The following is a 26,681-nucleotide window of genomic DNA, read 5'->3' as shown; positions in this document are numbered from 1 at the left end:
GCCTTGCTGCTATGTCACAGCAAAGCGTCGAATAATGGATTCCCGGAGCCTGCACATGGAACGCACCTGCCTTGCCGTCATTCTCGCCGCCGGCGACAGCACCCGCATGAAGTCTTCGAAGTCGAAGGTTCTGCATCCGGTCGCCAACCGGCCAATGATCGCGCACGTGGTCGATGCGGTCTCGAAGGCGGGTATTTCGTCGGTTGCGCTCGTCGTCGGCCGTGATGCCGATGAGGTTGCGAAGGCGGCCGCGATCGGTAGCGTTGCTGTCGAGACGCATCTGCAGAAGGAGCGGCTTGGCACCGGCCATGCCGTGCTCGCCGCACGCGAGGCGATCGCCCGCGGCTATGACGACATCCTCGTCACCTATGGTGATGTGCCGCTGCAGACCGATGGGCCGCTGAAGGCAGCACGTCAGGGCTTGGCCGATGGCAGCGACATCGTCGTCATCGGTTTCCACACCGAAAAGCCCACCGGCTACGGCCGCCTGCTCGTCAGGGATGGCGAGTTGATCGCCATCCGCGAGGAAAAGGATGCGACGGATGCCGAGCGCGCCGTCAAGTGGTGTAACAGCGGCCTGATGGCGATCAACGGCCGCAAGGCTCTCGATCTGCTTGCCCGCATCGGCAACAGCAATGCCAAGGGCGAATATTATCTGACCGATCTCGTCGAGATCGCCCGCTCGCTCTGTGGGCGCGTTACGGCCGTTGATGCGCCGGAGGTCGAAATGACCGGCTGCAACAACCGTGCCGAGCTCGCCAATATCGAGCGCCTCTGGCAGGAGCGCCGCCGCCACGAGCTGATGATCTCAGGCGTCTCGATGGTCGCGCCAGAAACGGTTTTCCTGTCGCATGACACCGTCATCGGTCAGGATGCGCTGATCGAGCCGAATGTCGTTTTCGGCCCCGGTGTCACGATCGACAGCGGCGCCGTCATCCATGCCTTCTCGCATATCGAGGGCGCCCATGTCAGCGCCGGCGCCACCGTCGGCCCGTTCGCCCGCCTGCGCCCCGGTGCCGATCTCGGCGAGGGATCGAAGGTCGGCAATTTCTGCGAGGTAAAGAATGGCAAGATCGCCGAGGGCGCCAAGGTCAACCATCTGACCTATATCGGCGACGCCGTGGTCGGTGCGCACACCAATATCGGGGCAGGGACGATCACCTGCAATTACGACGGGGTGAACAAGCACGAGACCAGAATCGGTGCCAACGCCTTCATTGGGTCGAACAGCTCGCTGGTCGCACCTGTCCAGATTGGGGATGGCGCTTACATTGCGTCCGGCAGCGTCATCACCGATGATGTCCCCGGTGATGCTCTCGCATTCGGCCGCGCGCGACAGGAAATAAAGCCTGACCGTGCCAAGCTGCTGCGCGAGCGCGCCCTGGCAATCAAGGCTCAGAAGAAGGCCAAGGGCTGAGTTACGGCCCGAAATCCAAAGTGACCGCCTGACCGATTGAGAAATAAGAATAAATTGCTAGGAGTGGCGTCACTATTTCGAAGCGGTTGGGGATTATTTCATGTGTGGTATCGTTGGGATCGTCGGTAGCAAGCCGGTTGCCGGGCGTTTGGTCGATGCGCTGAAGCGCCTGGAGTACCGGGGTTACGATTCCGCCGGTGTCGCGACAGTCCATGACGGCGTCATGGATCGCCGCCGCGCCGAGGGGAAGCTCTTCAATCTCGAAAAGCGCCTTGATTCGGAGCCGCTGCCGGGCACGACCGGTATCGCCCACACCCGCTGGGCAACGCATGGCGTTCCGAACGAAACCAACGCCCACCCGCATTTCGTCGAAGGCGTCGCCGTCGTCCATAACGGCATCATCGAAAACTTCTCGGAAATCCGCGATCACCTGACCGCCGAAGGCTCGGTCTTCGAAAGCCAGACGGATACCGAAGTCATCGCCCACCTGATGGCGAAGTATCTGCGCGAGGGTCTGCAGCCGCAGGCGGCGATGCTGAAGATGCTGAACCGCGTCACCGGCGCCTATGCGCTGGCGGTGATGCTGAAGGATCATCCGGGCACGATCATGGCCGCGCGTTCCGGCCCGCCGCTCGCCATCGGCTACGGCAAGCACGAGATGTTCCTCGGCTCGGATGCCATCGCACTCTCGCCCTTCACCAACGAAATCACCTATCTCGTCGACGGTGACTGCGCGATCATCACCCGCGAAGGCGCGACGATCGTCGATTTCAACGGCAATGTCGTGAAGCGCCAGAAGCAGATTTCCCAGGCAACGGCCTATGTCGTCGACAAGGGCAATCACCGGCACTTCATGGAAAAGGAAATCTACGAGCAGCCGGAAGTCATCTCCCACGCGCTCAGCCACTATGTGAATTTCGCCGAGAATACGATCGGCGCCAATGCCGCCGGGATCGATTTCAAGTCGGTCAGCAGCCTGGCGATTTCGGCCTGCGGTACGGCCTATCTTGCCGGTCTCGTCGGCAAGTACTGGTTCGAGCGCTATGCGCGCCTGCCTGTCGAGATCGACGTCGCCTCCGAGTTCCGCTACCGCGAAATGCCGCTGCAGCCAACGCAGGCCGCGCTCTTCATCTCTCAATCAGGCGAAACCGCCGACACGCTCGCCTCGCTGCGCTACTGCAAGGACAATGGCCTGAAGATCGGCGCCGTCGTCAATGTGCGCGAGTCGACCATCGCCCGCGAATCCGATGCCGTTTTCCCGATCATGGCCGGTCCCGAGATCGGCGTTGCCTCCACCAAGGCCTTCACCTGCCAGCTCGCCGTGCTGGCTTCTCTGGCGCTCGGCGCCGCCAAGGCTCGCGGCGTGCTGAGCGCCAAGGACGAGAAGGTTCTGGTCAAGCATCTCTCGGAGATGCCGCGCATCATGAGCCGCGTGCTGAACCTCATCCAGCCGCAGATGGAAAGCCTGTCGCGCGAGCTGTCCAAGTGCCGTGACGTGCTCTATCTCGGCCGCGGCACCAGCTTCCCGCTCGCCATGGAAGGCGCTCTGAAGCTCAAGGAAATCTCCTATATCCACGCCGAAGGCTATGCCGCCGGTGAGCTCAAGCACGGCCCGATCGCGCTGATCGACGAGAACATGCCCGTCATCGTCATCGCGCCCTATGACCGTTTTTTCGAGAAGACCGTCTCCAACATGCAGGAAGTCGCGGCCCGCGGCGGCCGCATCATCTTCATCACCGACGAAGCGGGTGCGGGTGCCTCCAAGCTGCCGACCATGGCGACGATCACGCTGCCGAATGTCGATGAAATCATCGCTCCAATGATCTTCTCGCTGCCGATCCAGCTGCTCGCCTATCACACGGCCGTCTTCATGGGCACCGACGTCGACCAGCCGCGCAATCTCGCCAAGTCGGTCACGGTGGAGTGAAGCCTGAAATCCCCGGACGAGGCTTGTCCGGGGAACCGAATTCTGGCAGCTTCGTTACGAAGGTACGGGGGAGCGCCTGATCACGAAAGCTGATAGACTCAAGGGAGTTCATCGCGAGCGATGACCAACAAGCTTCCCCGCCTGCCGATTGCCACGCGCATCAGAAACAACTTCCTTGCGGGCCTCATCATCTGCGCCCCGATCGCTATTACGCTCTGGCTGACATGGTCGGTCGTTCGCTGGGCGGACAGCTGGGTGAAGCCCTATATCCCTGCGCGCTACGATCCCGACAGTTACCTGAATTTCGCCGTTCCCGGCTCCGGCCTGCTGATCGCGATGATCTTCATCACCATCATCGGCTTCCTCGGCAAGAACCTCATCGGCCAGACGATCGTGCAGTTCAGCGAGTCGCTGGTGCGCCGGGTTCCGTTGGTGCGCAGCATCTACAAGAGCCTGAAGCAGATCTTCGAGACGGTGCTCAAGGAGCGCAGCGATTCCTTCAAGAAGGTCGGTCTGATCGAATATCCGAGCGCCGGCCTCTGGTCTCTGGTCTTCATCGCCACGGACGCCAAGGGTGAGATCGCCTCGAAGTTCAATGCGATGGGCAAGGACATGGTCAGCGTCTTCCTGCCGCCGACCCCGGTGCCGACCGCGGGCTTCCTGATCTTCGTGCCGCGCGAGAAGATCGTCGTGCTCGACATGACGGCTGAGGACGGTGCCAAGCTTCTCGTTTCCGGCGGTCTCGTCACCCCGGAATATCTGCCGGTCGTACCGGGCGCCGAGCCTGCGGCGCTGAAGCCGAAGGCCTCAGCCCGCATGAAGAAAGCGGATCGCCTCATCGCGCCGGAATAGGTAGAGCAGGGTGCGCACGGCCTCTCCGCGCTCGCTCCTCAGATCGGGATCGCGCTCGATCAGATAGGCGGCATCCTTGCGGGCGATCTCCAGGAGATCGGCATGATCCTCAAGGCTGGCGATCCTGAAACCTGGCGTGCCCGATTGGCGGGTGCCGAGAAGCTCGCCTTCGCCGCGCAGCTTCAGGTCCTCTTCCGCAATCCGGAAGCCATCCTCGGTCTCGCGCATGATCGAAAGCCGCGCATGACCGGTTTCGCCGAGTGGTCCCTTGTAGAGCAGGATGCAGGTGGAAGCCTCGTCGCCACGGCCGACACGGCCGCGGAGCTGATGGAGCTGCGCAAGACCGAAACGCTCGGCATGCTCGATCACCATGATCGTCGCGTCCGGTACGTCGACACCGACTTCGACCACGGTCGTCGCGACCAGTAGCCGGAGCTCACCGCTCTTGAAGGCAAGCATCACTGCGTCTTTCTCCGGTCCGCTCATGCGGCCGTGGATCAGGCCTATGCCGGGCCCGAGCGCGGAGGTCAGCGTGGCGTGGCGCTCCTCCGCCGACATCAGGTCGCTCTCTTCGGACTCTTCGACCAGCGGGCAGATCCAATAGGCCTTCTTGCCTTCGGCAAGCGCACCCTTCAGCCGCTGGACGATCTCGCCGGTGCGCTCGTTCGGGATCGTGATCGTCTGGATCGGCTTGCGCCCTGCGGGCTTCTCGGTGAGCTTGGAGACGTCCATGTCGCCGAAAGCGGCGAGAACCAGCGTGCGTGGGATCGGTGTCGCGGTCATGACCAGCATATGCGGCGAGATGCCCTTCGCCGTCAGCCGCAGGCGCTGGTGGACGCCGAAGCGATGCTGCTCGTCAACGACCGCGAGCATCAGGTTCTTGTAGCTGACGCTGTCCTGAAAGAGCGCGTGCGTGCCGATGATGATCTGCGCTTGGCCTGAGGCGATGCGTTCGAGGATATCCTCGCGCTCCCGTCCCTTCGTCCGCCCGGTCAGCACCTCGATCCCCAGCCCGGCGGATGCTGCGAATTTCGAGATCGTCGCATAGTGCTGGCGCGCCAGAATTTCGGTCGGCGCCATCAGCACCGCCTGACCACCGCTTTCGATGACGGCCGCCATGGTCATCAGCGCCACCAGCGTCTTGCCGGAGCCGACGTCGCCCTGCAGCAACCGCAGCATCCGGTCTTCGTCAGCCATGTCGGCAAGCGCCTCGCGGATCGCTTCCGTCTGGCTGTTGGTTGGCGAAAAGGGAAGGGATTGCAATATTTTGGAGCTGATTTCTCCAGTAGCATGTACGGGCTGACCAGCGACCTTGCGCAGCCTCTGACGCACAAGGCTGAGCGACAGCTGACCGGCCAGAAACTCATCATAGGCAAGGCGGCGGCGCGCCGGCGTCTGCGGATCGATATCTTCAGGGTCGCGCGGCTCGTGCAGCATCATGAAGCTGTCGCGGATCGACGGCAGGCCTTGCTTCTGGACCACCGGGAAGTCGATCCACTCAGGCAGCTCGGGCATCCGCGGCAGTGCCGCGTCGATGATCTTGCGCAGCGTCTTCGGCGAGAGGCCGGCCGTCAACGGATAGATCGGCTCCACCAGCGGCAGGTTCTCCGCCTCGCTGGCCTTCACGATGTAATCGGGATGCACCATCGTCGCACGGCCGTTGAACCAGTCGACCTTGCCACTGACGGTGACTTCCTCGTCGAGCGGCAGCTGCTTTTCCAGCCAGGCCGCCTGGCCGCGGAAGAAGACGAGGCTGAGCTCACCGGTCTCATCATGGAGGAAGACGCGGTAGGGAATGTTGCTCTTGCCGCGTGGTGGCGCCTGATGCCGGTCGACGCGTGCGGTGATCGTCACGATCGCGCCCTGCGGCGCCCGCGCGATCCCCGGCTGGTTGCGGCGGTCCACTAACGAATGAGGCGCGTGAAAGAGGAGGTCGATGATGCGGGTGTCATCGGGCGTCTCGCGGTCGAGCAGCTTGACGAGCAACTCGGCGATCTTCGGGCCGACGCCTGCGAGAGCCGAAACGGGGGAAAACAGCGGATCGAGAATGGTCGGGCGCATGGCCGCAAAATGCGATGAAGAATGGGGCCTTGGCAAGGCTGACAAGCCGCTTTCCAGGGTCTATAGAGGCGCATCAACAGGAAGGTATTGCCATGACAGGTGTAACGCTCTCGAGTGCCGGGCTGGACCCGCGCCGCCGCCGGATCTTGTTCCGTTGCTGGCACCGAGGCCTGCGCGAGATGGATCTGGTTTTCGGGCAGTTTGCCGAATCCGAGCTTCCGACCCTTTCGGAAGCCGAACTCGACGAGCTCGAAACCATCATGAACGAAGAGGACAACGATCTTCTGCGCTGGGTGATGGGAACATGGCCGGTGCCGGAGCGTTTTCAGACGCCGATGTTCGAACGGATCGTGTCTTTCAGGCCAGACTTTCCCTATCCGGCCGATGATCTTCCCAGGAAACCGGAATGATTTCAGGATTTGATGCAAAGAAGCTCGCAGCCGCTTCCGAGCCGCTGACGATCGGCAACGTGCCCGCGGGCATGGAGCCGCTGCTGCTCGCCGAACTGGCGCGCGCCGGAAAGCCGGTCGCCTATATTCTCTCCGACGGTCAGCGAATGGCCGATCTGGAGCAGATGCTTGCTTTCGTCGCTCCCGAAATCCCGGTCCTGACGCTGCCCGCCTGGGACTGTCTGCCCTATGACCGCGTCTCGCCGAGCGCGGATACCTCGGCACGCCGTCTGGCAGCGCTGAGCGGCCTGATCGCCCACCAGAAGAAGCCGCATGCGGCGATCGTTCTGGTGACGGTCAATGCTATGCTGCAGAAGGTGGCGCCGCAGGAGGTCATCGAAAGCCTGGCCTTCTCCGCCCGTCCCGGCAATCAGGTGCGCATGGACGACATTGCCGGGCGCCTGGAGCGCAACGGCTTCGACCGCGTCGCGACGGTGCGCGAAGTCGGCGAATATGCGGTGCGTGGCGGCATTCTCGATGTCTTCGTGCCGGGCTCGGAAGAGCCGGTGCGCCTCGATTTCTTCGGCGACACGCTGGAAAGCATCCGCAGCTTCGATCCGGCCAGCCAGCGCACGACGGGGCAGGTCCGCTCGCTCGATCTGAACCCGATGAGCGAAGTGACGCTGACGCCGGATACGATCAGCCGCTTCCGCAAGAATTACCTCTCGGCCTTCGGCGCGGCGACCCGCGACGATGCGCTCTATCTCGCGGTTTCCGAGGGCCGCCGCTACGCCGGCATGGAACACTGGCTGCCGCTCTTCTACGAGCGGCTGGAAACGGTCTTCGACTATCTCAGGGGCTTCCAGCTGGTCACCGATCACACGGTCCGCGAAGCCGCCGAGGAACGCTCCAAGCTGGTGCTCGACTATTACGACGCCCGCCTGAGCTCCGGCCAGCCCACCAAGGGCCAGATGGCACAGGGCACGCCCTACAAGCCGGTGACACCGGGCCAGCTCTATCTCGACAGCAAGACCTTCGCCAGTATGCTGGATGCCTTCAGCGCCATCCGCATGACGCCGTTCAACGAGCACGAAGGCGAGGCGCGCCGCGTCGTCAATATCGATGCCCGCCAAGGCGAGCGCTGGGCGCGGTCGAATGCCGAAGGCGGCGGCAATGCCGAGCGCGTCAATGTCTTCGACGCCGTCGTCAAGTTCATCGCCGACAAGCGGGCAGGCGGCGCCAAGGTGCTGATCACCGCCTGGACCGAAGGTTCGCTCGACCGCCTGCTGCAGGTCTTGAACGAACACGGCCTCGAGCGCGTCAAGCCGGTCGCGGCCCTAAAGGATATTTCCTCGCTTGCAAAGGGCGAGGCGGCTTCGGCCGTTTTCAGCCTCGAATCCGGTTTCGAGACCGGCGATCTCATCGTCATCGGCGAGCAGGATATCCTCGGCGACCGCATGGTGCGCCGTTCGAAGCGCCGCAAGCGCGCCGCCGACTTCATCTCCGAAGTCGCTGGCCTCGACGAAGGCTCGATCGTCGTTCACGCCGAACACGGTATCGGCCGTTTCATCGGCCTGCGGACCATCGAGGCCGCGGGCGCCCCGCATGCCTGCCTCGAGCTGCAATATGCCGATGAGGCCAAGCTCTTCCTGCCGGTCGAAAATATCGATCTGCTCTCGCGTTATGGCGGCGAGGGCACCGAGGCGATGCTCGACAAGCTGGGCGGCGGCGCATGGCAAATGCGCAAGGCCAAGCTCAAGAAGCGCCTGCTCGAGATGGCCGATGCGCTGATCCGCATCGCCGCCGAGCGCCTGACGCGTCACGCGCCAGTGCTGACGACGCCCGAAGGCCTCTACGACGAATTCGCCGCCCGCTTCCCCTATGACGAGACCGAGGATCAGGACACGGCCATCGAGGCCGTCCGCGACGATCTTGCCGCCGGCCGTCCGATGGATCGCCTCGTCTGCGGCGACGTCGGTTTCGGCAAGACCGAGGTGGCGCTGCGCGCCGCCTTCGTCGCCGCCATGAACGGTGTCCAGGTTGCCGTCGTCGTTCCGACGACCCTTCTGTCGCGCCAGCATTTCAAGACTTTTTCCGAGCGTTTCCGCGGCCTGCCGGTTCGCGTCCAGCAGGCCTCGCGTCTCGTCGGCTCCAAGGATCTGGCGCTGACCAAGAAGGAAGTCGCCGACGGCAAGACCGACATCGTCGTCGGCACGCATGCGCTGCTCGGCGCCGGCATCAATTTCGCCAATCTCGGCCTGCTGATCATCGACGAAGAGCAGCATTTCGGCGTCAAGCACAAGGAACGCCTGAAGGAGCTGAAGAGCGACGTCCATGTCCTGACGCTCTCCGCAACGCCGATCCCGCGCACGCTGCAGCTGGCGATGACCGGCGTGCGCGAGCTGTCGCTGATCACCACGCCGCCTGTTGACCGCATGGCCGTGCGCACCTTCATCTCGCCCTTCGACAGCCTCGTTATCCGCGAGACGCTGATGCGCGAGCACTATCGCGGCGGCCAGAGCTTCTACGTCTGCCCGCGCCTCGCCGATCTCGAAGACGTCCACGCCTTCCTGCAGTCCGATGTGCCCGAGCTGAAGGTCGCCGTCGCCCATGGCCAGATGCCGGCAGGCGAGCTCGAAGACATCATGAATGCCTTCTATGAAGGCCGCTACGACGTGCTGCTGTCGACGACCATCGTCGAATCCGGTCTCGACGTGCCGACCGCCAATACGCTGATCGTCCACCGCGCCGATATGTTCGGCCTCGCCCAGCTCTACCAGCTGCGCGGCCGCGTCGGCCGATCGAAGGTGCGCGCCTTCGCGCTCTTCACGCTGCCGGTCAACAAGGTGCTGACGGCGACCGCCGAGCGCCGCCTGAAGGTACTGCAGTCGCTGGATACGCTGGGCGCCGGCTTCCAGCTCGCCAGCCACGACCTCGACATCCGAGGCGCCGGCAATCTTCTCGGCGAGGAACAGTCAGGCCATATCAAGGAAGTCGGCTTCGAGCTCTATCAGCAGATGCTCGAGGAAGCCGTTGCCGAAGTGAAGGGCGTCGACGAGATCGCCGATACCGGCTGGTCGCCGCAGATCTCCGTCGGCACGCCGGTGATGATCCCCGACAATTACGTCCCGGATTTGCACCTGCGCATGGCGCTCTACCGCCGCCTCGGCGAAATCACCGAGCTGAAGGAGATCGACGGTTTCGGCGCCGAGATGATCGACCGCTTCGGCCCGATGCCGATCGAGGTCCAGCATCTGCTGAAGATCGTCTACGTGAAGTCGCTCTGCCGCATCGCCAATGTCGAGAAGCTGGACGCCGGCCCGAAGGGCATCGTCGTACAGTTCAGGAACAAGGAATTCCCGAACCCGGCAAATCTCGTCGGCTATATCGGCAAGCAGGGCGCGATGGCAAAGATCCGCCCGGATCACAGCCTGTTCCTGACCCGCGATCTCCCGACGCCGGAAAAACGGCTGCAGGGCGCAGCCGTTATCATGACGCAATTGGCGGAATTGGCGAAGGGTTAGTTCATTCCTGCGCGGGCTTCGGCCTTCGCCTTGGCGATATCGCGCAGCGCGCCGGCAAGGATGTCGGGCGTCTGTGCGCCGCTGACGGCATATTGCTGGTCGAAGATGAAGAACGGCACGCCGTTGACGCCCATCTTCTGCGCCGATTCGATTTCTTCGACGACGAGAACCTTGTCGGCATCCGATGCCAGAAGCGAAGCGGTCACGGCGCGGTCGAGACCGGCCTTCTCGGCGACATCGAGCAGGACAGCGTGATCGCCGACATTGCGGCCTTCTTCGAAATTCGCCTTGAACAACCCGTTGACGACCTTGTCGGCCTTCTCACGGTCCTCGATCATCGCCCAGTGGATCAGCCGGTGGGCATCGAGCGTGTTCGGGCCGATCTTGATCGCCTCGAAATTGAAGTTGATGCCGACTTCCTTGCCAAAATCGGTGAGCATCTTGTGGGCCTGCGCCACGCGCTCGGCGCCGCCGAGCTTTTCTTCCAGGCTCTTCTTCTGGTCGACGCCTTCAGGCGGGTAATCGGGGTTCAGCCGGTAGGGGCGCCAGTTGATGTCGACGCCGACCTCGTCCTGCACTTCGGCAATGGCGAGCTCCAGCCGCGCCTTGCCGAGATAGCACCACGGGCAGACGACATCCGAGACGACGTCGATGGTAATGCGTTCCATGGTGTTTTCCTTTTCTGGCTTGGCTGCTTAACGCCATCTATGCGCTCACGCCGCCGACTTCAACCAGGCAGGAAAAAGGAACCGCCTACTGGGCGCTTTGGTCCCACCATGCCGGCAGCTGGTATCCGTAGAGCGGAACGTTGTCCGGATGACCGATGCGCTTGCTTCGGGCGATCCATTGCTGGTCGATATGATAGAGCGGCAGCACGTAATGGCCGGACAGCAGCAGCCGGTCGTGCGAGCGCACGGCCGCGGTGAAATCCTCGTCGGAGCGGGCCGTTAGAAGATGCTTGATCGCGGTGTCGACATCGGGATCGGCAACGCCGGCAAAATTAGAGCTGCCCTCGCGGTCGCGGCTTGCCGATGCCCAATAGGAGAGCTGCTCGTTTCCGGGTGAGAGCGACGAGACATAGGATTTGACGATGACGTCATAGTCGAAGCTGTTGGTCCGGCTCTGATACTGCGAATCATCGACCGTGCGGATCGAAGTGGTAATGCCGAGCGTCTGCAGCGAACGCTGATAGGCAATCGCCAGTTTTTCCTGATCGGCATTCTGCGTCATGATCTCGAAGGCCAGCGCCTTGCCCTTGGCATCGGTCATCTTGCCGTTCTTGATCGAATAACCGGCTTCCTTGAGAACATCGACGGCCTGCTTCAGCACCTTGCGGTCGCGGCCAGACCCGTCGGTAACCGGCAGCTTGTAGGTGCCGTCGAGGATTTCAGGATCGATCTTGTCCTTCAGCGGTCCAAGCATCGCAAGCTCATGCGCGTCGGCCGGAACGCCGAAGCTTGAGAGCTCGGAATTCTGCCAGAAGCTTTCGGTGCGCTTGTAGGCGCCGGAGAACAGGTTCCTGTTCGCCCATTCGAAATCGAAGACCAGCGACAGGCCCTCGCGCAGCTTGACGTTCTTGAACATCGGCCGGCGGGTATTGAAGACGAAGCCGAACATGCCGCTCGGCAGCTGCGGCTGGAACGTATCCTTGATGACGGCGCCGGAACTGACCGCCGGGAAATTGTAGGCGGTCGCCCAATGACCGGGGCTTCCATCCGGATAGACGTCGACATCGCCCTTCTTGAAGGCTTCGAACAGCGTCGTGTCCTGCAGGAAATACTGAACGGTGATCCGGTCGTAGTTGTCCATCCCGACCTTGGAGGGGATATCCTTGCCCCAATAGTTCGGATCGCGCTCGAAAGTGATGCTCTCGCCGGGCTTCACCGTCTTGATCTTGTACGGACCGGAACCGACGGGGGGCGTCAGCGAGCTGCGGTCGAAGGTCTCCGGATCGATCAGGTGCTTCGGCAGGACAGGCATCAGCCCGAAGACCATCGGTGTTTCGCGGTCGGCCTTGTCGTTGAAGGTAAAGCGCACGCCGCGCTCGCCGACTTTCTCCATCTTCGAGACCAGGCTGAGGCGCGACGCGAAGGGAATTCGGCCCTTGTCGCGCAAGAGCTCGAAGGTGAACATCACGTCCTCGGCCGTCACTGGCTGGCCGTCCGCCCATTTCGCCTTGGGATTGAGGTTGAACTGGATGAAGGTCCGGTTGTCGTCCCACTCGACGCTTTCGGCGAGCAAACCATAGAGCGTGAAGGGCTCGTCGCGCGAGCGCTGCAGCAGCGATTCGTAGACGAGATTACCGTAGTCAGGGTCCCACATGCCGCGCGCCGTCGTACGCATGCTCTTCAGGATGAAGGGATTGAGATTGTCGAAGGTGCCGACCACGCCATAGGTGATATGGCCGCCCTTCTTCACATCCGGATTGACGTAAGGGAAGCTCTTGTAATCAGCAGGCAGCGCCGGCTGGCCATGCATTGCAATGCCGTGAAGCGGCTCGGCGGCGGCGGCAGTGCAGATGAGGGCGAAGACGGCGGGCAGGGTGATCCGGAGCATCTCTGAATTTCCTTTCCGGCAGGGCTCGATTCGCGCGAAGACTATCACGGAGCGCGAAAAATCGAACATTCACGCCCTCAAATCTTTACGAGCATCCAGAAATTGCCAAAGAAATACTGGATATCTGAAGCGCCTCAATGTAACAGGTGTTCCCGAAGTTCGGGGTCATGCATTTGCCTCATTGTTTTATGAGGTGGAGTGCCGAATGACCCGGTTGGAGAGGGCTGCAGGTCGCGGTCCCGAATGGGTATCAGGAGACGGAATCCGTTATGATCTTCAAGTCTGAAAAGAAAATGCGGGCAGCCCTGTCCGTTCTCGCAGTTGCCTTCGGCGCCGCCTCGGCACCGGTGTCCTCCTTCGCTCAGGACGCCGCCAATGCCCCGCAGCAGGCAGCCGGCGCTCCGCGGCTCGGCTGGTACAAGACCTGCAGCAAGCAGGAAGACAACGACATCTGCGTCGTCCAGAACCTGATCCTCGCCAATGGCGGCCAGCTGGTCACGGCTGTCGGCCTCATCAGCGTTTCCGGCAAGGTCAACCGCAAGATCCTCCAGGTCTCGGTTCCGACCGCCCGCCTGATCCCGCCCGGCATCATGATGCAGATCGACAACAACAAGGGCCAGAAGCTCGACTACGCAGTCTGCCTGCCCGATAAGTGCACGGCCGAACTGCCGCTGACCGACGCGATGATCGCCAGCCTCAAGAAGGGTAGCGACGTGATCTTCACCTCGATCAACTTCCGCCGCGCTCCGAACCCGATCAAGATTTCGCTCGAAGGCTTCACCGGCGCTTATGACGGCGAAGCAGTTTCCGAATCGAAGCTTGCCGAAAGCCAGAAGAGCCTGCAGGACAGCATGCAGAAGAAGGCTGAAGAAGCCCGCAAGAAGCTGGAAGACGCGCAGAACGCTGCAAAGACCGCTCAGTAAGCGTCTTGCATATCGTTTCAGAAAACCCGGCCTCCGCGCCGGGTTTTTTTATTGCTGCCAGCAAAGAAAAACCCCGCCGGAGCGGGGTTTCCTCAGATTGGTATTTGATGCGCTTAGTTGGCCAGGCTCATCTTGGGCTTGAACTGGCCGGTCGGCGCCATGTCGAAGATCTGGTAGACCTGCTCATTGCGAAGCGGCACACCGCTTTCGTCATTCACCAGGTTCTGCTCCGAGACGTAGGCGACGTATTCGTTCTCGTCATTTTCGGCGAGCAGATGATAGAACGGCTGGTCCTTGCTGGGGCGAACTTCGGCGGGAATGGAGTTCCACCACTCCTCCGTATTCGCGAATTCCGGATCGACGTCGAAGATCACGCCGCGAAACGGAAATACCTTGTGCCGGACCACTTCACCGATACCGAACTTTGCAACTCTTTCTTTCATGGTACGACTTCCTTTCATCACCAGATTTGGTGATTGGGCCTGCTCAAATCAAGATTTGTGCAGGATTTCGTCACATGAGTGTCATGTCGCCATCAGCCTCAGTGACATCGAGAAAAGCCCCGGCTTTCGCCAGGGCTTTCCGGTATTCGCTTATGCCGAGTAGTACATGTCGTATTCGACAGGATGCGGCGTCATTTCGAAGCGCATCACTTCGGCCATTTTCAGCTCGATGAACGAGTCGATCTGGTCGTCGTCGAAAACGCCGCCGGCAGTCAGGAACTTGCGGTCCTTGTCGAGGCTTTCGAGCGCTTCGCGCAGCGAGCCGCAGACCGTCGGGATCTTCTTCAGTTCCTTCGGCGGCAGGTCGTACAGATCCTTGTCCATGGCCTTGCCCGGATGAATCTTGTTCTTGATGCCGTCGAGGCCGGCCATCAGCATCGCTGCGAAGGCGAGGTAGGGGTTCGCCATCGGGTCCGGGAAGCGGACTTCGACGCGCTTTGCCTTCGGGTTGCTGCCGAACGGAATACGGCAGGAAGCGGAGCGGTTGCGGGCCGAGTAGGCGAGCAGAACCGGCGCTTCATAACCCGGGACGAGACGCTTATAGGAGTTCGTCGACGGGTTGGTGAAGGCGTTCAGCGCCTTGGCATGCTTGATGATGCCGCCGATGAAGTAGAGGCAGGATTCGGACAGGCCTGCATATTCGTCGCCTGCGAAGCCCGGCTTGCCGCCCTTCCAGATCGAAAGGTGCACGTGCATGCCCGAGCCGTTGTCGCCGAAGATCGGCTTCGGCATGAAGGTTGCCGTCTTGCCATAGGCATTGGCGACCTGGTGCACGACATACTTGTAGATCTGCATCTTGTCGGCGTTGCGAACCAGCGTGTCGAACTTGATGCCGAGCTCGTGCTGGGCGGCAGCCACTTCGTGGTGGTGCTTTTCGACGACGACGCCCATTTCGCTGAGAACCGTCAGCATCTCGGAACGCATGTCCTGGGCGCTGTCGATCGGCGGAACCGGGAAGTAGCCGCCCTTGACGCGCGGGCGGTGGCCGAGGTTGCCGGTTTCATATTCGGTGTCGTCGTTCGACGGCAGTTCGGTCGAGTCGAGCTTGAAGCCGGTATTGTATGGGTCGGCCTTGTACTTGACGTCGTCGAAGACGAAGAATTCGGCTTCCGGGCCGACGAATACGGTGTCGCCGATGCCGGATGCCTTCAGATAGGCTTCGGCCTTCTTGGCGGTGCCGCGCGGGTCGCGGTTATAGGCTTCGCCCGAGACCGGATCGAGAATGTCGCAGATGATGACCATCGTCGACTGCGCGAAGAACGGGTCCATGTGAACCGTGTCGGTATCCGGCATGAGAACCATGTCGGACTCGTTGATGGCCTTCCAGCCGCCGATCGAGGAACCGTCGAACATGACGCCGTCGGCAAACATGTCTTCGTCCACACAGACGACGTCCATCGTCACATGCTGCAGCTTGCCCTTGGGGTCGGTGAAGCGCAGATCCACGAACTTGACGTCGTTCTCCTTGATCTGCTTCAGAATTTCGCTTGCACTCGCCATGAAACACTCCCTTTGATTTGCTATGACGACTTGGCTTTGCCTCTTGGGGGCAAGGCCTGCTTAAATAGCGTCGATACCGGTTTCGCCAGTACGAATGCGGATGACTTCCTCGACATTCGACACGAAAATTTTGCCATCGCCGATGCGGCCGGTCTGGGCGGCCTTGCGGATCGCGTCGATGACGGCTTCGGCGTTCTCGTCGGCGAGAACCACTTCGACCTTCACCTTCGGCAGGAAATCGACAACATATTCGGCGCCACGGTAAAGCTCCGTGTGGCCCTTCTGGCGACCGAAGCCCTTTGCTTCCGTAACCGTAATGCCCTGCAGGCCGACTTCCTGAAGGGCTTCCTTCACTTCGTCGAGCTTGAAAGGCTTAATGATCGCTTCGATCTTTTTCATGAGAAAATGACTCTCCGCTTCTCCCGTTAAAGCGTGCGTATGCCGCTCGCGAAACATGATGCAGGTATCATGCCAGTTCGCAACGGGCCAGATCGAAAAAATGCGGCAAATGCACCCAAAACCGCGCCAAGGCTCCTGTTTAGTTGCGATTTTTCGTAAAAAGATGACAATTTCGATCGGAAAAAATCGAAAATACCACGGAAATCGCAGATTTTTCTGTGGAGGCGAGTTTCGGTTTACCGAGTGCGTATGGGCTAAAAATAGGCAATTGCACAAATAATGATCTCGCCTGTATCGCCCGAAACCGGTTGTTTTTTAGGCGTTTTTTGACTTCAATGGGGTCATGACCGATCGATTGAGTGAATTGCTCCTGACGCCCGCCGAAATGGCGGCTGTCGACAAGGCGGCGGCCGAAAGCGGCATCGACAGCTTTGCGCTGATGACCAGCGCAGGCGCGGCTGTGGCTGCGGCCGCGATACGGCTTTATCCCGGCGCACTTCGCTTCGCCGTCCTCTGCGGACCCGGCAACAATGGCGGCGACGGCTATGTGGCAGCCCGCTTCCTGGCCGAGAGCGGCGCAGCGGTCGCTCTCTTCCAGCTCGGCGATCCCGAACGGCTGAAGGGCGACGCCGGGCGGGCCCATTCGGAATGGACCGGCGATGTCGAGCCGCTTGAAGAATACCAGCCACAAGACGGCGACCTCGTCATCGATGCGCTGTTCGGCGCCGGACTGAGCCGCGATGTGTCCGGCGAGGTCGAGGACGTCATCTCGGCCGTGCGCTGGGCGGATTTGCCCGTGATCGCCGTCGATCTGCCATCGGGCATCGACGGTGCGACGGGCGAGGTGCTCGGCGCAGCCTTTTCAGCGACGCAGACGATCACTTTCATGACCCGCAAGCCGGGCCATCTCTTGATGCCGGGCAGGGAGCTTTGCGGGGCGCTCGATGTCATCGATATCGGCATTCCCGCCCGGATCGTCCGTGCACATGCCGGCTCTGATATCGCCGAGAATACCCCGGCCCAATGGGCGCATCTGACGCCGTCGGCGAGGCTGGAGACCCATAAATACAAGCGCGGCCATCTCGTTGTCTTCTCCGGTTCGGCGGGAAAGACCGGCGCGGCGCGGATGTCGGCCATATCGGGCCTGAAGGCCGGCGCAGGTCTGGTGACGATCGCCGCACCGGCGGAAGCGCTTGCGGAAAACAGCGCGCATCTGACGGCGGTCATGCTGCGCGAGATCGGCGACACGGAACAGCTGGAAGAATGGCTGGAGGACGACCGGCTGCAGACTTTCGTGCTCGGTCCGGGCTTCGGGATCGGCGAGCAGGCGAGGGACTATGCCGCGACACTGAGCGACCGCCGCCTGGTGCTCGATGCTGACGGCATCACTTCGTTCCGCCAGGAGCCGAAGCGCCTGTTCGACCTGTTCGCCGGTGGCGAACCGCGTCTGGTCCTGACGCCGCATGACGGCGAATTCGCCCGCCTCTTCCCCGATATCGCCGCCGATACCGGGCTCGGCAAGACCGCCAAGGCACAGATGGCGGCGAAGCGCGCCAATGCGGCGATCGTCTTCAAGGGTGCCGATACCGTTATTGCCGCACCCGATGGCCGCGCGCTGATCAACACCAATGCGCCGGTCTGGCTGGCAACGGCAGGGTCCGGCGACGTGCTTGCCGGCATCATCGGCGCCTATCTGGCGCAGGGCCTTCCGGCCTTCGAGGCGGCAGCGATCGGCGTCTACCTGCACAGCCTCGCCGGGCAGCGCGCCGGCAAGGGGTTGACGGCGGAAGATCTCGCCGCCCACGTCCTGCCGTTCTGACTGCCGGCCGGCTGATTACTTGCCGACCTCTTCCTGCAGCGCGATGGCGCCGAAGGGGGCGTTCACCTTGCCCTCATGGATCATGAAGGCGAAGACGTCGCGCGGCTCGGCCTTCACCTTGCGATCCGCGTCGATGAGAGGCAGATCGTCGGGCACCTTGCCTTCGGCCCAGGTCTCCAGCCGCTTTGCCCAGGCCTTCAGGTCCTTGGGCGGATAGCAGGTCCGGATCTCGTCCGAACCCTTCTGCAGCCGCGCATAGACGAAATCGGCGGTGACGTCTGATATCATCGGATAATCGAAATGCTCGGCGACGACAGGCGCCACGCCGTACTTGGCCAGCAGCGCGACGAAATCCTGCACCTTGAAACTGTCATGACGGACCTCGACGACATGGCGCAACGGTAGGCCATCCTGCTTGTCCGGCAGCAGCTTCAGGAACGCTTCGAAATCGTCGGGCTCGAACTTCTTGGTCGGCGCGAACTGCCAGAGGATCGGCCCGAGACGGTCGCCGAGTTCCGTCAGTCCCTGCGTCAGGAACCGCTGCATGGATTCGCCGGCTTCGCCCAAAACCTTGCGGTTGGTGACGAAGCGGCTGGCCTTCAGCGAGAAGATGAAACCATCGGGCACATCCGCGCCCCATTTCGCGAAGGTCTCCGGCTTCTGCGAGCTGTAATAGGTGCCGTTGACTTCGATGACCTTCAGCTGGCGGCTGGCATAATTGAGCTCGTCCTTCTGCTTCAGGTCGGAGGGGAAGAAATGATTGCGCCAAGGCTCGAATGTCCAGCCGCCGATACCGACGCGGATAGTGCCGGATTTGCTCATTCTCTTCCTCCCTTTGCCCGTTCAGGCGATTTGCTTTGCCATGTCGACGATCACCCATCCTGGCCGGTAGGGGTTCGGCCGTCGACCCGTTTCCTGAAAGCCGAAGGCGCGGTAGATCGCGATATTCCTCTCCATCCGCGCATTGGTGTAGAGCCTGACTTCCGGCAGCTCCCATTCGCGCGTCTTGTCTTCCACCCAGCCGAGAATCGTACGGCCGATCCCGCGGCTATGATGATCAGGCGACACGGCGATGCTGAACAGCATCGTGTGATCCGCATGGCGTTCAAGAACGGCGAGCCCGCCAGGCTCGCCATCGATATCGAGCAGCCACACCTCGCCATTGGCGATCCGCGGCGCGTAATCTTCGCGCATCGGCAGCGGCTCGCCGCCGAATTCCGCGACATAGGGGCCGTAAGCCGCCATGGTCAGGCGGCGCACGGTCTCAAGATCGTCAGCGGCCGCCTGTCTCAGCATCTCACTCGGCCGCTGCGACCGTCTTCTTCACCGGGCGCCGCTCCAGCAGCTCCTTCAGGAAGTGGCCGGTATAGGAGCGCTTCTCCTTGACGATCGCCTCAGGCGTGCCGGTCGCAACGATCTCGCCGCCGCCATCGCCGCCTTCGGGGCCGAAATCGAGTACCCAGTCGGCTGTCTTGATGACTTCGAGATTGTGCTCGATGACGACGACGGAGTTGCCCTGGTTGACCAGCTCGTGCAGCATTTCCAGCAGCTTGGCGACGTCGTGGAAGTGCAGGCCGGTCGTCGGCTCGTCGAGAATGTAGAGCGTGCGGCCGGTCGAGCGCTTCGACAGTTCCTTGGCGAGCTTGACGCGCTGCGCCTCGCCGCCCGACAGCGTGTTCGCCTGCTGGCCGACTTTGATATAGCCAAGGCCGACATCGAACAGCGACTGCAGCTTGTCGCGCACCGCGGGGACGGCAGCGAAGAACTCGACGCCTTCCTCGACCGTCATGTCGAGCACGTCGGAGATCGACTTGCCCTTGAAGGTGACGTCGAGCGTCTCGCGATTGTAGCGCTTGCCGTGGCAGACGTCGCAGGTGACGTAGACATCCGGCAGGAAGTGCATCTCGATCTTGATGACGCCGTCGCCCTGGCAGGCCTCGCAGCGGCCGCCTTTGACGTTGAACGAGAAGCGGCCCGGCTGATAGCCGCGCGCCTTGGCTTCCGGCAGGCCGGCGAACCAATCGCGGATCGGCGTGAAGGCGCCGGTATAGGTCGCCGGGTTCGAGCGCGGCGTGCGCCCGATCGGCGATTGGTCGATATCGATCACCTTGTCGATATGCTCGAAGCCGTCGATGCGGTCGTGATCGGCCGGGATTTCGCGCGCGCCCATGACGCGGCGCGCTGCCGACTTGTAGAGCGTCTCGATCAGGAAGGTGGACTTGCCGCCGCCGGAAACGCCGGTCACTGCCGTGAAGACACCGAGCGGGATCGAGGCGGTGACGTTCTTGAGGTTGTTGCCCCGGGCGCCGACGACCTTGATCTCTTTGCCCTTCTTCGGCTTGCGCCGCTCATCGGGGACGGGAACGCCGAGTTCGCCGGAGAGATATTTGCCGGTCAGCGACTTCGGGTTCGCCATGATGTCCTGTGGCGTGCCGTGGGCGATAACCTGGCCGCCGTGAATGCCGGCGGCCGGGCCGATATCGACCACGTCGTCGGCCGTTAGGATCGCGTCCTCGTCATGCTCGACGACGATCACGGTATTGCCGATGTCGCGCAGGTGCTTCAGCGTGTCGAGCAGGCGGGCATTGTCGCGCTGGTGGAGGCCGATCGAGGGTTCGTCGAGAACATAGAGCACGCCCGTCAAGCCCGAGCCGATCTGCGATGCCAGGCGAATGCGCTGGCTCTCGCCACCCGACAGCGTCCCTGAATTGCGAGACAGGCTGAGATATTCGAGGCCGACATCGTTCAGGAACCGCAGGCGGTCGCGGATTTCCTTGAGAATGCGCACGGCAATCTCGTTCTGCTTCGCCGTGAAATGCGACGGCAGCACTTCGAACCAGTCGCGGGCGACGCGGATCGACATCTGCGTGACTTCGCCGATATGCAGCTTGTCGATCTTGACGGCCAGCGCTTCGGGCTTCAGGCGGTAACCGGCGCAGGACGGGCAGGGAGCCGCCGACATGAAACGCTCGATCTCCTCGCGCGCCCAGGCGGAATCCGTCTCCTTCCAGCGGCGCTCAAGATTGGTGATGATGCCTTCGAAGGTCTTGTGCGTCGTGTAGGAGCGCGCGCCATCGGCATAGTGGAATTCGATCTTCTCTTCGGTGCCGTTCAGGATCACATCCTGGGCCTTGGCGGAAAGATCGCTCCATCGATTGCCGAGCTTGAAGCCGAAATGCTTGCCGAGCGCTTCTAGCGTCTGATTGTAATAAGGAGAAGACGACTTGGCCCAGGGTGCGATCGCGCCGTCGCGCAGCGTCCGTTCCGGTTCCGGGATAATCAGGTTGGCGTCGATCTTCTGCTGCGCGCCGAGACCGTCGCAGGTCGGGCAGGCGCCGGCCGGGTTGTTGAACGAGAAGAGACGCGGCTCGATCTCCGGAATGGTGAAGCCGGAAACCGGGCAGGCGAATTTTTCAGAAAAGAGCACGCGCTCATGCGTCTCGTTCAGCGACTTGTTGGCCGAACCGCCGGCAGCGGTTTCCTCCGGCGGCAGCGGCTTGTCGGCGAATTCGGCGACCGCCAGGCCATCGGCGAGCTTCAGCGAGGTCTCCAGGCTGTCCGCCAAACGAGAGGACATGTCGGCGCGCACGACGATACGGTCGACGACGACGTCGATGTCATGCTTGTACTTCTTGTCGAGGGCCGGAACGTCGGCGATCTCGTAGAACTGGCCGTCCACCTTGACGCGCTGGAAGCCCTTTTTCATGAGCTCGGCGAGTTCCTTCTTGTACTCGCCCTTGCGGCCGCGCACGAGCGGCGCCAGAATATAAAGACGCGTGCCCTCTTCGAAGGCGAGCACGCGGTCCACCATCTGGCTGACCGTCTGGCTCTCGATCGGCAGGCCGGTGGCCGGCGAATAGGGAACGCCGACGCGCGCAAAGAGCAGACGCATATAGTCGTAGATCTCGGTGACCGTGCCGACCGTCGAGCGCGGATTGCGCGACGTCGTCTTCTGCTCAATCGAGATGGCAGGCGAGAGGCCGTCGATCTGGTCGACGTCAGGCTTCTGCATCATTTCCAGGAACTGGCGCGCATAGGCCGAGAGGCTTTCGACATAACGCCGCTGCCCCTCGGCATAGATCGTATCGAATGCCAGCGAGGATTTGCCGGACCCTGAAAGGCCCGTCATCACGATAAGCTTGTTGCGCGGCAGATCGAGGTCGATGCCCTTCAAATTATGCTCACGCGCGCCGCGGATGGAAATCGTCTTCAGTTCGCTCATCGTCTTCTGCTTTGGTCTCTTGGATGAAGCCCCTTATTTAGTGATGCTCGCGGGCGAGTCGAGGCTCAAATCCGGGGTAGGAGAAGGTTTTCGATTCTGTTGACAGGATCATAGTGAATAAGTAGAACAAAGAAAGAACAAAATTCCTTGTGGATGACGGCCCGATGGACGCGCCTCGCAAGGGCTCTATAGTTTAAGGTGCACCGATTGTTTCAAGCGCCGCCGGGCAGGGCGGCAGGTAAGGTGAAAAGCATGGCTGGTAGCGTAAACAAGGTAATTCTGATCGGAAACGTGGGCGCCGACCCCGAAATCCGCAGGACCCAGGACGGCCGTCCGATCGCCAACCTGCGTATCGCGACCTCTGAGCAGTGGCGCGACCGCAATTCCGGCGAACGCCGCGAAAAGACCGAATGGCACACTGTCGTCGTCTTCAACGAAGGCCTCTGCAAGGTTGTCGAGCAATACGTCAAGAAGGGCGCCAAGCTCTATATCGAAGGCGCGCTGCAGACCCGCAAGTGGCAGGACCAGCAGGGTCAGGACCGCTACTCGACGGAAGTCGTGCTGCAGGGCTTCAACTCGACGCTGACGATGCTCGATGGCCGTGGCGACGGCGGCGGCGCAAGCTCCGGCTTCGGCGGTGGCGGCGGCCGTGGCAACAACAACGATTATGGTGGCGGCGGTGGCGGCTACGGCGACGACTACGGCGCGCCCTCCCAGTCTTCCGGCGGCGGCCGTGGCGGCAGCAGCAGTGGCGGCGGTAGCGGCGGCAACTTCTCGCGGGATCTCGACGACGACATCCCATTCTGAGAACCGGACGGATCAAATGAAAACGGCGCCCCTTGAGGCGCCGTTTTTGTTAGGCCGGTGTGGCGCTGATCAGATTGAGCGCCGCCTTGGCGCCATCGACAACGAACTGCACCGCCAGGGCCGCCAGGATGACGCCGAGAAGCCGCGTCAGGATCGCCCGGCCGGTGGCGCCGAGGAAACGGTCGAGCCTGTCGGCGACCAGCAGGGCGCCTAGCGTGATCAGCAGGTTGGCGGCGATGACGATGATCAGCTGCGCCCGCTCGATCGACGAGGCGAAGGCACCAGAGAGCAGGATCGTCGCCGAGATCGCTCCCGGACCGGCAACCAGCGGGATCGCCAGCGGGAAGACGGCGATATTCTGGATGTGGTCCTTGGTGATGGCGACTTCGCTGGTCTTCTCCTTGCGGTCCTGACGCTTCTCGAAGACCATTTCAAAGGCGATCCAGAAGAGCAGCAGGCCACCAGCGAGGCGGAAGGCTCCCATGGATATGCCGAGCACGCCGAGCACACCGGCACCAAACAGCGCGAAGACCGCGAGGATGATGAAGGCGATCATCGAGCCGCGCAGCGCCACCTGCTTGCGCTGGGGCCGGCTCATGCCAGCGGTCAGCCCCAGAAAGATTGGCGCCAGCCCCGGCGGATCGATAGTCACGAGCAGGGTGGTGAAGGCATTGATCAGTTGGTCGGTGCTTGCCATTCGGTCTCCAAAACACCATATGAGGGCGAGGTTTTCGCGATTGTGGAGCGACTGCCCGCGTTTGGCAAACCGCCTGTTTTCGCGTAGGCCTCCTCCCGGCGCAAAAACGCCAGAATTGCCGCCTTTCCGCCGTAAAAGCCTGTTCAAAACTCCCGCTCAAATTGGCGCGGAACGGGGCTTTCCGCTATAAATCTTTCAGTGATTCTACAAAGAGATCGTGATCTGTTTTGACTGAACAAACACCCCCAGGCGGCGGGAAGCTCCCGCCAGGCATCGAGCCCATCTCCATCATGGAGGAAATGCAGCGGTCCTATCTCGATTACGCGATGAGCGTTATCGTCAGCCGCGCGCTTCCTGACGTGCGCGACGGCCTGAAGCCCGTCCACCGGCGCATCCTTTACGGTATGTCCGAGCTCGGCATCGACTGGAACAAGAAATACGTCAAATGCGCCCGCGTAACCGGTGACGTGATGGGTAAATACCATCCGCACGGCAACTCGGCGATCTACGATGCGCTCGCCCGTATGGCGCAGGACTGGTCTCTTCGCCTGCCGCTGATCGACGGCCAGGGCAATTTCGGCTCCGTCGACGGTGACCCGCCGGCGGCCGAACGCTACACCGAATGCCGCCTGGAAAAGGCCGCGCATTCGCTGCTCGACGACCTCGACAAGGAAACGGTCGATTTCCGCGACAACTACGACGGCACGCTTTCCGAGCCGTCGGTGGTGCCCGCGAAATTCCCGAACCTGCTGGTCAACGGCGCAGGCGGCATCGCCGTCGGTATGGCGACCAACATCCCGCCGCACAATCTCGTCGAAGTCATCGACGGCTGTATCGCGCTGATCGACAATCCGGCGATTGAGCTGCCGGATCTGATGCAGATCATCCCGGGCCCGGACTTCCCGACCGGCGCCAAGATCCTCGGCCGTTCCGGCATCCGCTCGGCCTATGAGACGGGCCGCGGTTCCGTCGTCATGCGCGGCGTTGCCACGATCGAGCCGATGCGCGGCGATCGCGAACAGATCATCATCACCGAAATCCCCTATCAGGTGAACAAGGCGACGATGATCGAGAAGATGGCCGAGCTGGTGCGCGAAAAGCGCATCGAGGGCATCTCCGACCTGCGCGACGAATCTGACCGCCAGGGCTACCGCGTCGTCGTCGAGCTGAAGCGCGACGCCAATGCCGACGTCATCCTGAACCAGCTTTACCGTTACACGCCGCTGCAGACCTCCTTCGGCTGCAACATGGTGGCACTGAACGGCGGCAAGCCGGAACAGCTCAACCTGCTCGACATGCTCCGCGCCTTCGTTGCCTTCCGCGAAGAAGTCGTTAGCCGGAGAACGAAATTCCTTCTCCGCAAGGCGCGTGAGCGCGCCCACGTCTTGGTCGGTCTGGCGATCTCGGTTGCCAATATCGACGAAGTCATCCGCGTCATCCGCCAGGCGCCGGATCCTGCGACCGCACGCGAACAGCTGATGACGCGCCGCTGGCCGGCAGCGGATGTCGAAAGCCTGATCCGTTTGATCGACGATCCGCGTCACCGGATCAACGAGGACATGACGTATAACCTCTCGGAAGAGCAGGCCCGCGCTATCCTCGAACTGCGTCTCGCCCGTCTGACGGCGCTCGGCCGCGACGAAATCGGCGACGAACTCAACAAAATCGGCGAAGAAATCAAGGATTACCTCGATATTCTGTCGTCTCGCATTCGCATCATGACCATCGTCAAGGAAGAGCTGGGCGCCGTTCGCGACGAGTTCGGCACACCGCGCCGCACCGAGATCATCGATGGCGGTCTCGAAATGGACGATGAAGACCTCATCGCCCGTGAAGACATGGTCGTGACCGTCTCGCATCTCGGTTATATCAAGCGCGTGCCGCTGACGACCTACCGTGCGCAGCGCCGCGGCGGCAAGGGCCGCTCCGGCATGACCACCCGCGACGAAGATTTCGTTAGCCGGCTATTTGTGGTCAACACACATACGCCCGTTCTGTTCTTCTCGTCGCGCGGTATCGTCTACAAGGAAAAGGTCTGGCGCCTGCCGATCGGCACGCCGACCTCGCGCGGCAAGGCGCTCATCAACATGCTGCCGCTGGCACCCGGCGAACGCATCACGACGATCCTGCCGCTGCCCGAGGATGAGGACAGCTGGGAAAGCCTCGACGTGATGTTCTCGACGACGCGCGGCACCGTTCGCCGCAACAAGTTGTCGGATTTCGTCCAGGTGAACCGCAACGGCAAGATCGCCATGAAGCTGGAAGAGGAGGGCGATGAAATCCTCTCCGTCGAGACCTGCACCGAGCACGACGACGTGCTTCTGACCACGGCGCTCGGCCAGTGCATCCGCTTCCCGGTCGATGACGTCCGTGTCTTTGCCGGCCGCAACTCGATCGGTGTTCGCGGTATCAACCTCGGCGATGGCGACAGCATCATCTCGATGACGATCGTCGGCCATGTCGATGCTGAGCCGTGGGAACGTGCTGCCTATCTGAAGCGTTCCGCTGCAGAGCGTCGCGCAACCGGCGTCGATGAGGAGGATATCGCTCTCGTCGGTGAAGAAGTCACCGAAGAGGGACAGCTCAACGACGAGCGCTACGAAGAGCTGAAGGCACGTGAACAGTTCGTGCTGACGGTCTCCGAAAAGGGCTACGGCAAGCGTTCCTCGTCTTACGACTTCCGCATCTCCGGCCGCGGCGGCAAGGGTATCCGCGCCACCGACACGTCGAAGACGGGCGAAATCGGCGCACTCGTCGCTGCCTTCCCGGTTGATGACGGCGACCAGATCATGCTCGTCTCCGATGGTGGCCAGTTGATCCGTGTTCCGGTCGGCGGCATCCGCATCGCCAGCCGTGCGACGAAGGGCGTCACGATCTTCTCGACCGCCAAGGATGAGAAGGTGGTTTCGGTCGAGCGCATCAGCGAACCGGAAGACGACAGCGAAGACGTTGGTGAGATCACCAACGAAACGCCGATCGAAGCCGGCGCAGTGCCTCCGGCAACCGAAGGCGACGAACCTTCATCTTCCACGGAAGAATAATTTAACCGGCTTTGGCTGGAAAACCGGGCGGCCCCTGCCGCCCG

Annotated in this window: 19 protein-coding genes; 9 read left to right on the top strand and 10 right to left on the bottom strand. The window is 61.9% G+C overall.

Features of this window, described 5'->3' with window-relative positions; genetic code table 11:
- Positions 1 to 55: 55 nt before the first annotated feature.
- The 3 genes from glmU to ACODR6_RS31120 all read left to right on the top strand — a co-directional run bounded on the left by glmU (position 56) and on the right by ACODR6_RS31120 (position 4,196).
- A complete protein-coding gene (gene glmU, locus ACODR6_RS31130; protein ID WP_489026348.1) occupies positions 56 to 1,417 on the top strand; it encodes a bifunctional UDP-N-acetylglucosamine diphosphorylase/glucosamine-1-phosphate N-acetyltransferase GlmU in 1,362 nt (453 codons plus the stop codon).
- Positions 1,418 to 1,517: 100 nt separating this feature from the next.
- The gene (gene glmS, locus ACODR6_RS31125) at positions 1,518 to 3,344 is read left to right on the top strand and encodes a glutamine--fructose-6-phosphate transaminase (isomerizing) (RefSeq protein ID WP_112711857.1); all 1,827 of its coding nucleotides are present in this window, start codon (positions 1,518 to 1,520) and stop codon (positions 3,342 to 3,344) included.
- Between the two features lie 120 nt (positions 3,345 to 3,464).
- Positions 3,465 to 4,196, top strand: coding sequence for a DUF502 domain-containing protein (locus ACODR6_RS31120; RefSeq protein ID WP_130278345.1), 732 nt, complete (start codon positions 3,465 to 3,467; stop codon positions 4,194 to 4,196).
- Here the strand turns inward: ACODR6_RS31120 and recG are convergent.
- Positions 4,152 to 6,257 carry an ATP-dependent DNA helicase RecG gene (recG, locus tag ACODR6_RS31115; RefSeq protein WP_489026346.1) on the bottom strand — a complete coding sequence of 702 codons (2,106 nt, stop codon included), beginning with the start codon at positions 6,255 to 6,257 and terminating at the stop codon, positions 4,152 to 4,154. The two genes, ACODR6_RS31120 and recG, sit on opposite strands and share 45 nt — an antisense overlap.
- 92 nt (positions 6,258 to 6,349) lie before the next feature.
- Between recG and ACODR6_RS31110 the strand changes: the two genes are divergently transcribed.
- The gene (locus tag ACODR6_RS31110; protein ID WP_449097022.1) at positions 6,350 to 6,667 is read left to right on the top strand and encodes an FAD assembly factor SdhE; all 318 of its coding nucleotides are present in this window, start codon (positions 6,350 to 6,352) and stop codon (positions 6,665 to 6,667) included.
- Positions 6,664 to 10,170: a transcription-repair coupling factor gene (mfd, locus tag ACODR6_RS31105; protein ID WP_489026344.1), complete on the top strand. Its 3,507-nt coding sequence runs from the start codon at positions 6,664 to 6,666 to the stop codon at positions 10,168 to 10,170. The genes ACODR6_RS31110 and mfd overlap by 4 nt, the downstream gene beginning before the upstream one ends.
- Here mfd and ACODR6_RS31100 read toward each other — a convergent pair.
- Together ACODR6_RS31100 and ACODR6_RS31095 are read right to left on the bottom strand one after the other, a co-directional pair.
- Positions 10,167 to 10,838, bottom strand: a complete 672-nt coding sequence (locus ACODR6_RS31100) for a DsbA family oxidoreductase (RefSeq protein ID WP_489026342.1) — start codon at positions 10,836 to 10,838, stop codon at positions 10,167 to 10,169. The two genes, mfd and ACODR6_RS31100, sit on opposite strands and share 4 nt — an antisense overlap.
- A gap of 85 nt (positions 10,839 to 10,923) precedes the next feature.
- Positions 10,924 to 12,726 carry an extracellular solute-binding protein gene (locus ACODR6_RS31095; protein WP_489026340.1) on the bottom strand — a complete coding sequence of 601 codons (1,803 nt, stop codon included), beginning with the start codon at positions 12,724 to 12,726 and terminating at the stop codon, positions 10,924 to 10,926.
- Positions 12,727 to 12,995: 269 nt separating this feature from the next.
- Here ACODR6_RS31095 and ACODR6_RS31090 point away from each other — a divergent pair, with 269 nt between their 5' ends.
- A complete protein-coding gene (locus ACODR6_RS31090; protein WP_112711869.1) occupies positions 12,996 to 13,649 on the top strand; it encodes an invasion associated locus B family protein in 654 nt (217 codons plus the stop codon).
- A 113-nt stretch (positions 13,650 to 13,762) separates the two neighbouring features.
- Here ACODR6_RS31090 and hspQ read toward each other — a convergent pair whose 3' ends face one another.
- The 3 genes from hspQ to ACODR6_RS31075 all read right to left on the bottom strand — a co-directional run bounded on the left by hspQ (position 13,763) and on the right by ACODR6_RS31075 (position 16,051).
- Entirely contained in the window at positions 13,763 to 14,092 is a 330-nt protein-coding gene (gene hspQ, locus ACODR6_RS31085; RefSeq protein WP_130278340.1) for a heat shock protein HspQ, read from the bottom strand.
- A gap of 150 nt (positions 14,093 to 14,242) precedes the next feature.
- Positions 14,243 to 15,652: a type I glutamate--ammonia ligase gene (gene glnA, locus ACODR6_RS31080; protein ID WP_203428899.1), complete on the bottom strand. Its 1,410-nt coding sequence runs from the start codon at positions 15,650 to 15,652 to the stop codon at positions 14,243 to 14,245.
- A 60-nt stretch (positions 15,653 to 15,712) separates the two neighbouring features.
- The gene (locus ACODR6_RS31075; protein WP_003539626.1) at positions 15,713 to 16,051 is read right to left on the bottom strand and encodes a P-II family nitrogen regulator; all 339 of its coding nucleotides are present in this window, start codon (positions 16,049 to 16,051) and stop codon (positions 15,713 to 15,715) included.
- A 343-nt stretch (positions 16,052 to 16,394) separates the two neighbouring features.
- On the opposite strand from ACODR6_RS31075, the gene ACODR6_RS31070 reads away from it, so the two are divergent.
- Entirely contained in the window at positions 16,395 to 17,870 is a 1,476-nt protein-coding gene (locus ACODR6_RS31070) for an NAD(P)H-hydrate dehydratase (RefSeq protein ID WP_489026337.1), read from the top strand.
- Positions 17,871 to 17,885: 15 nt separating this feature from the next.
- Here the strand turns inward: ACODR6_RS31070 and ACODR6_RS31065 are convergent, their stop codons facing one another.
- The 3 genes from ACODR6_RS31065 to uvrA are packed head-to-tail and all read right to left on the bottom strand — an operon-like array spanning position 17,886 to position 22,092.
- Positions 17,886 to 18,692 carry a DUF72 domain-containing protein gene (locus ACODR6_RS31065; protein ID WP_489026335.1) on the bottom strand — a complete coding sequence of 269 codons (807 nt, stop codon included), beginning with the start codon at positions 18,690 to 18,692 and terminating at the stop codon, positions 17,886 to 17,888.
- 21 nt (positions 18,693 to 18,713) lie between these two features.
- On the bottom strand, positions 18,714 to 19,166 hold the full coding sequence (locus ACODR6_RS31060; protein WP_112711879.1) for a GNAT family N-acetyltransferase: 453 nt from the start codon (positions 19,164 to 19,166) through the stop codon (positions 18,714 to 18,716).
- Position 19,167: 1 nt separating this feature from the next.
- A complete protein-coding gene (gene uvrA / locus ACODR6_RS31055) occupies positions 19,168 to 22,092 on the bottom strand; it encodes an excinuclease ABC subunit UvrA (protein WP_112711881.1) in 2,925 nt (974 codons plus the stop codon).
- 252 nt (positions 22,093 to 22,344) lie between these two features.
- Here uvrA and ACODR6_RS31050 point away from each other — a divergent pair, with 252 nt between their 5' ends.
- Positions 22,345 to 22,899: a single-stranded DNA-binding protein gene (locus ACODR6_RS31050; protein WP_112711883.1), complete on the top strand. Its 555-nt coding sequence runs from the start codon at positions 22,345 to 22,347 to the stop codon at positions 22,897 to 22,899.
- Positions 22,900 to 22,948: 49 nt separating this feature from the next.
- Here the strand turns inward: ACODR6_RS31050 and ACODR6_RS31045 are convergent, their stop codons facing one another.
- The gene (locus tag ACODR6_RS31045; protein ID WP_112711885.1) at positions 22,949 to 23,596 is read right to left on the bottom strand and encodes a MarC family protein; all 648 of its coding nucleotides are present in this window, start codon (positions 23,594 to 23,596) and stop codon (positions 22,949 to 22,951) included.
- Between the two features lie 227 nt (positions 23,597 to 23,823).
- Here ACODR6_RS31045 and gyrA point away from each other — a divergent pair, with 227 nt between their 5' ends.
- On the top strand, positions 23,824 to 26,637 hold the full coding sequence (gyrA, locus tag ACODR6_RS31040) for a DNA gyrase subunit A (protein WP_130278335.1): 2,814 nt from the start codon (positions 23,824 to 23,826) through the stop codon (positions 26,635 to 26,637).
- Positions 26,638 to 26,681: the final 44 nt, after the last annotated feature.

It is taken from the genome of Rhizobium sp. FG96 (assembly GCF_057808655.1).
This window is presented reverse-complemented; position numbering and strand designations above follow the sequence as displayed.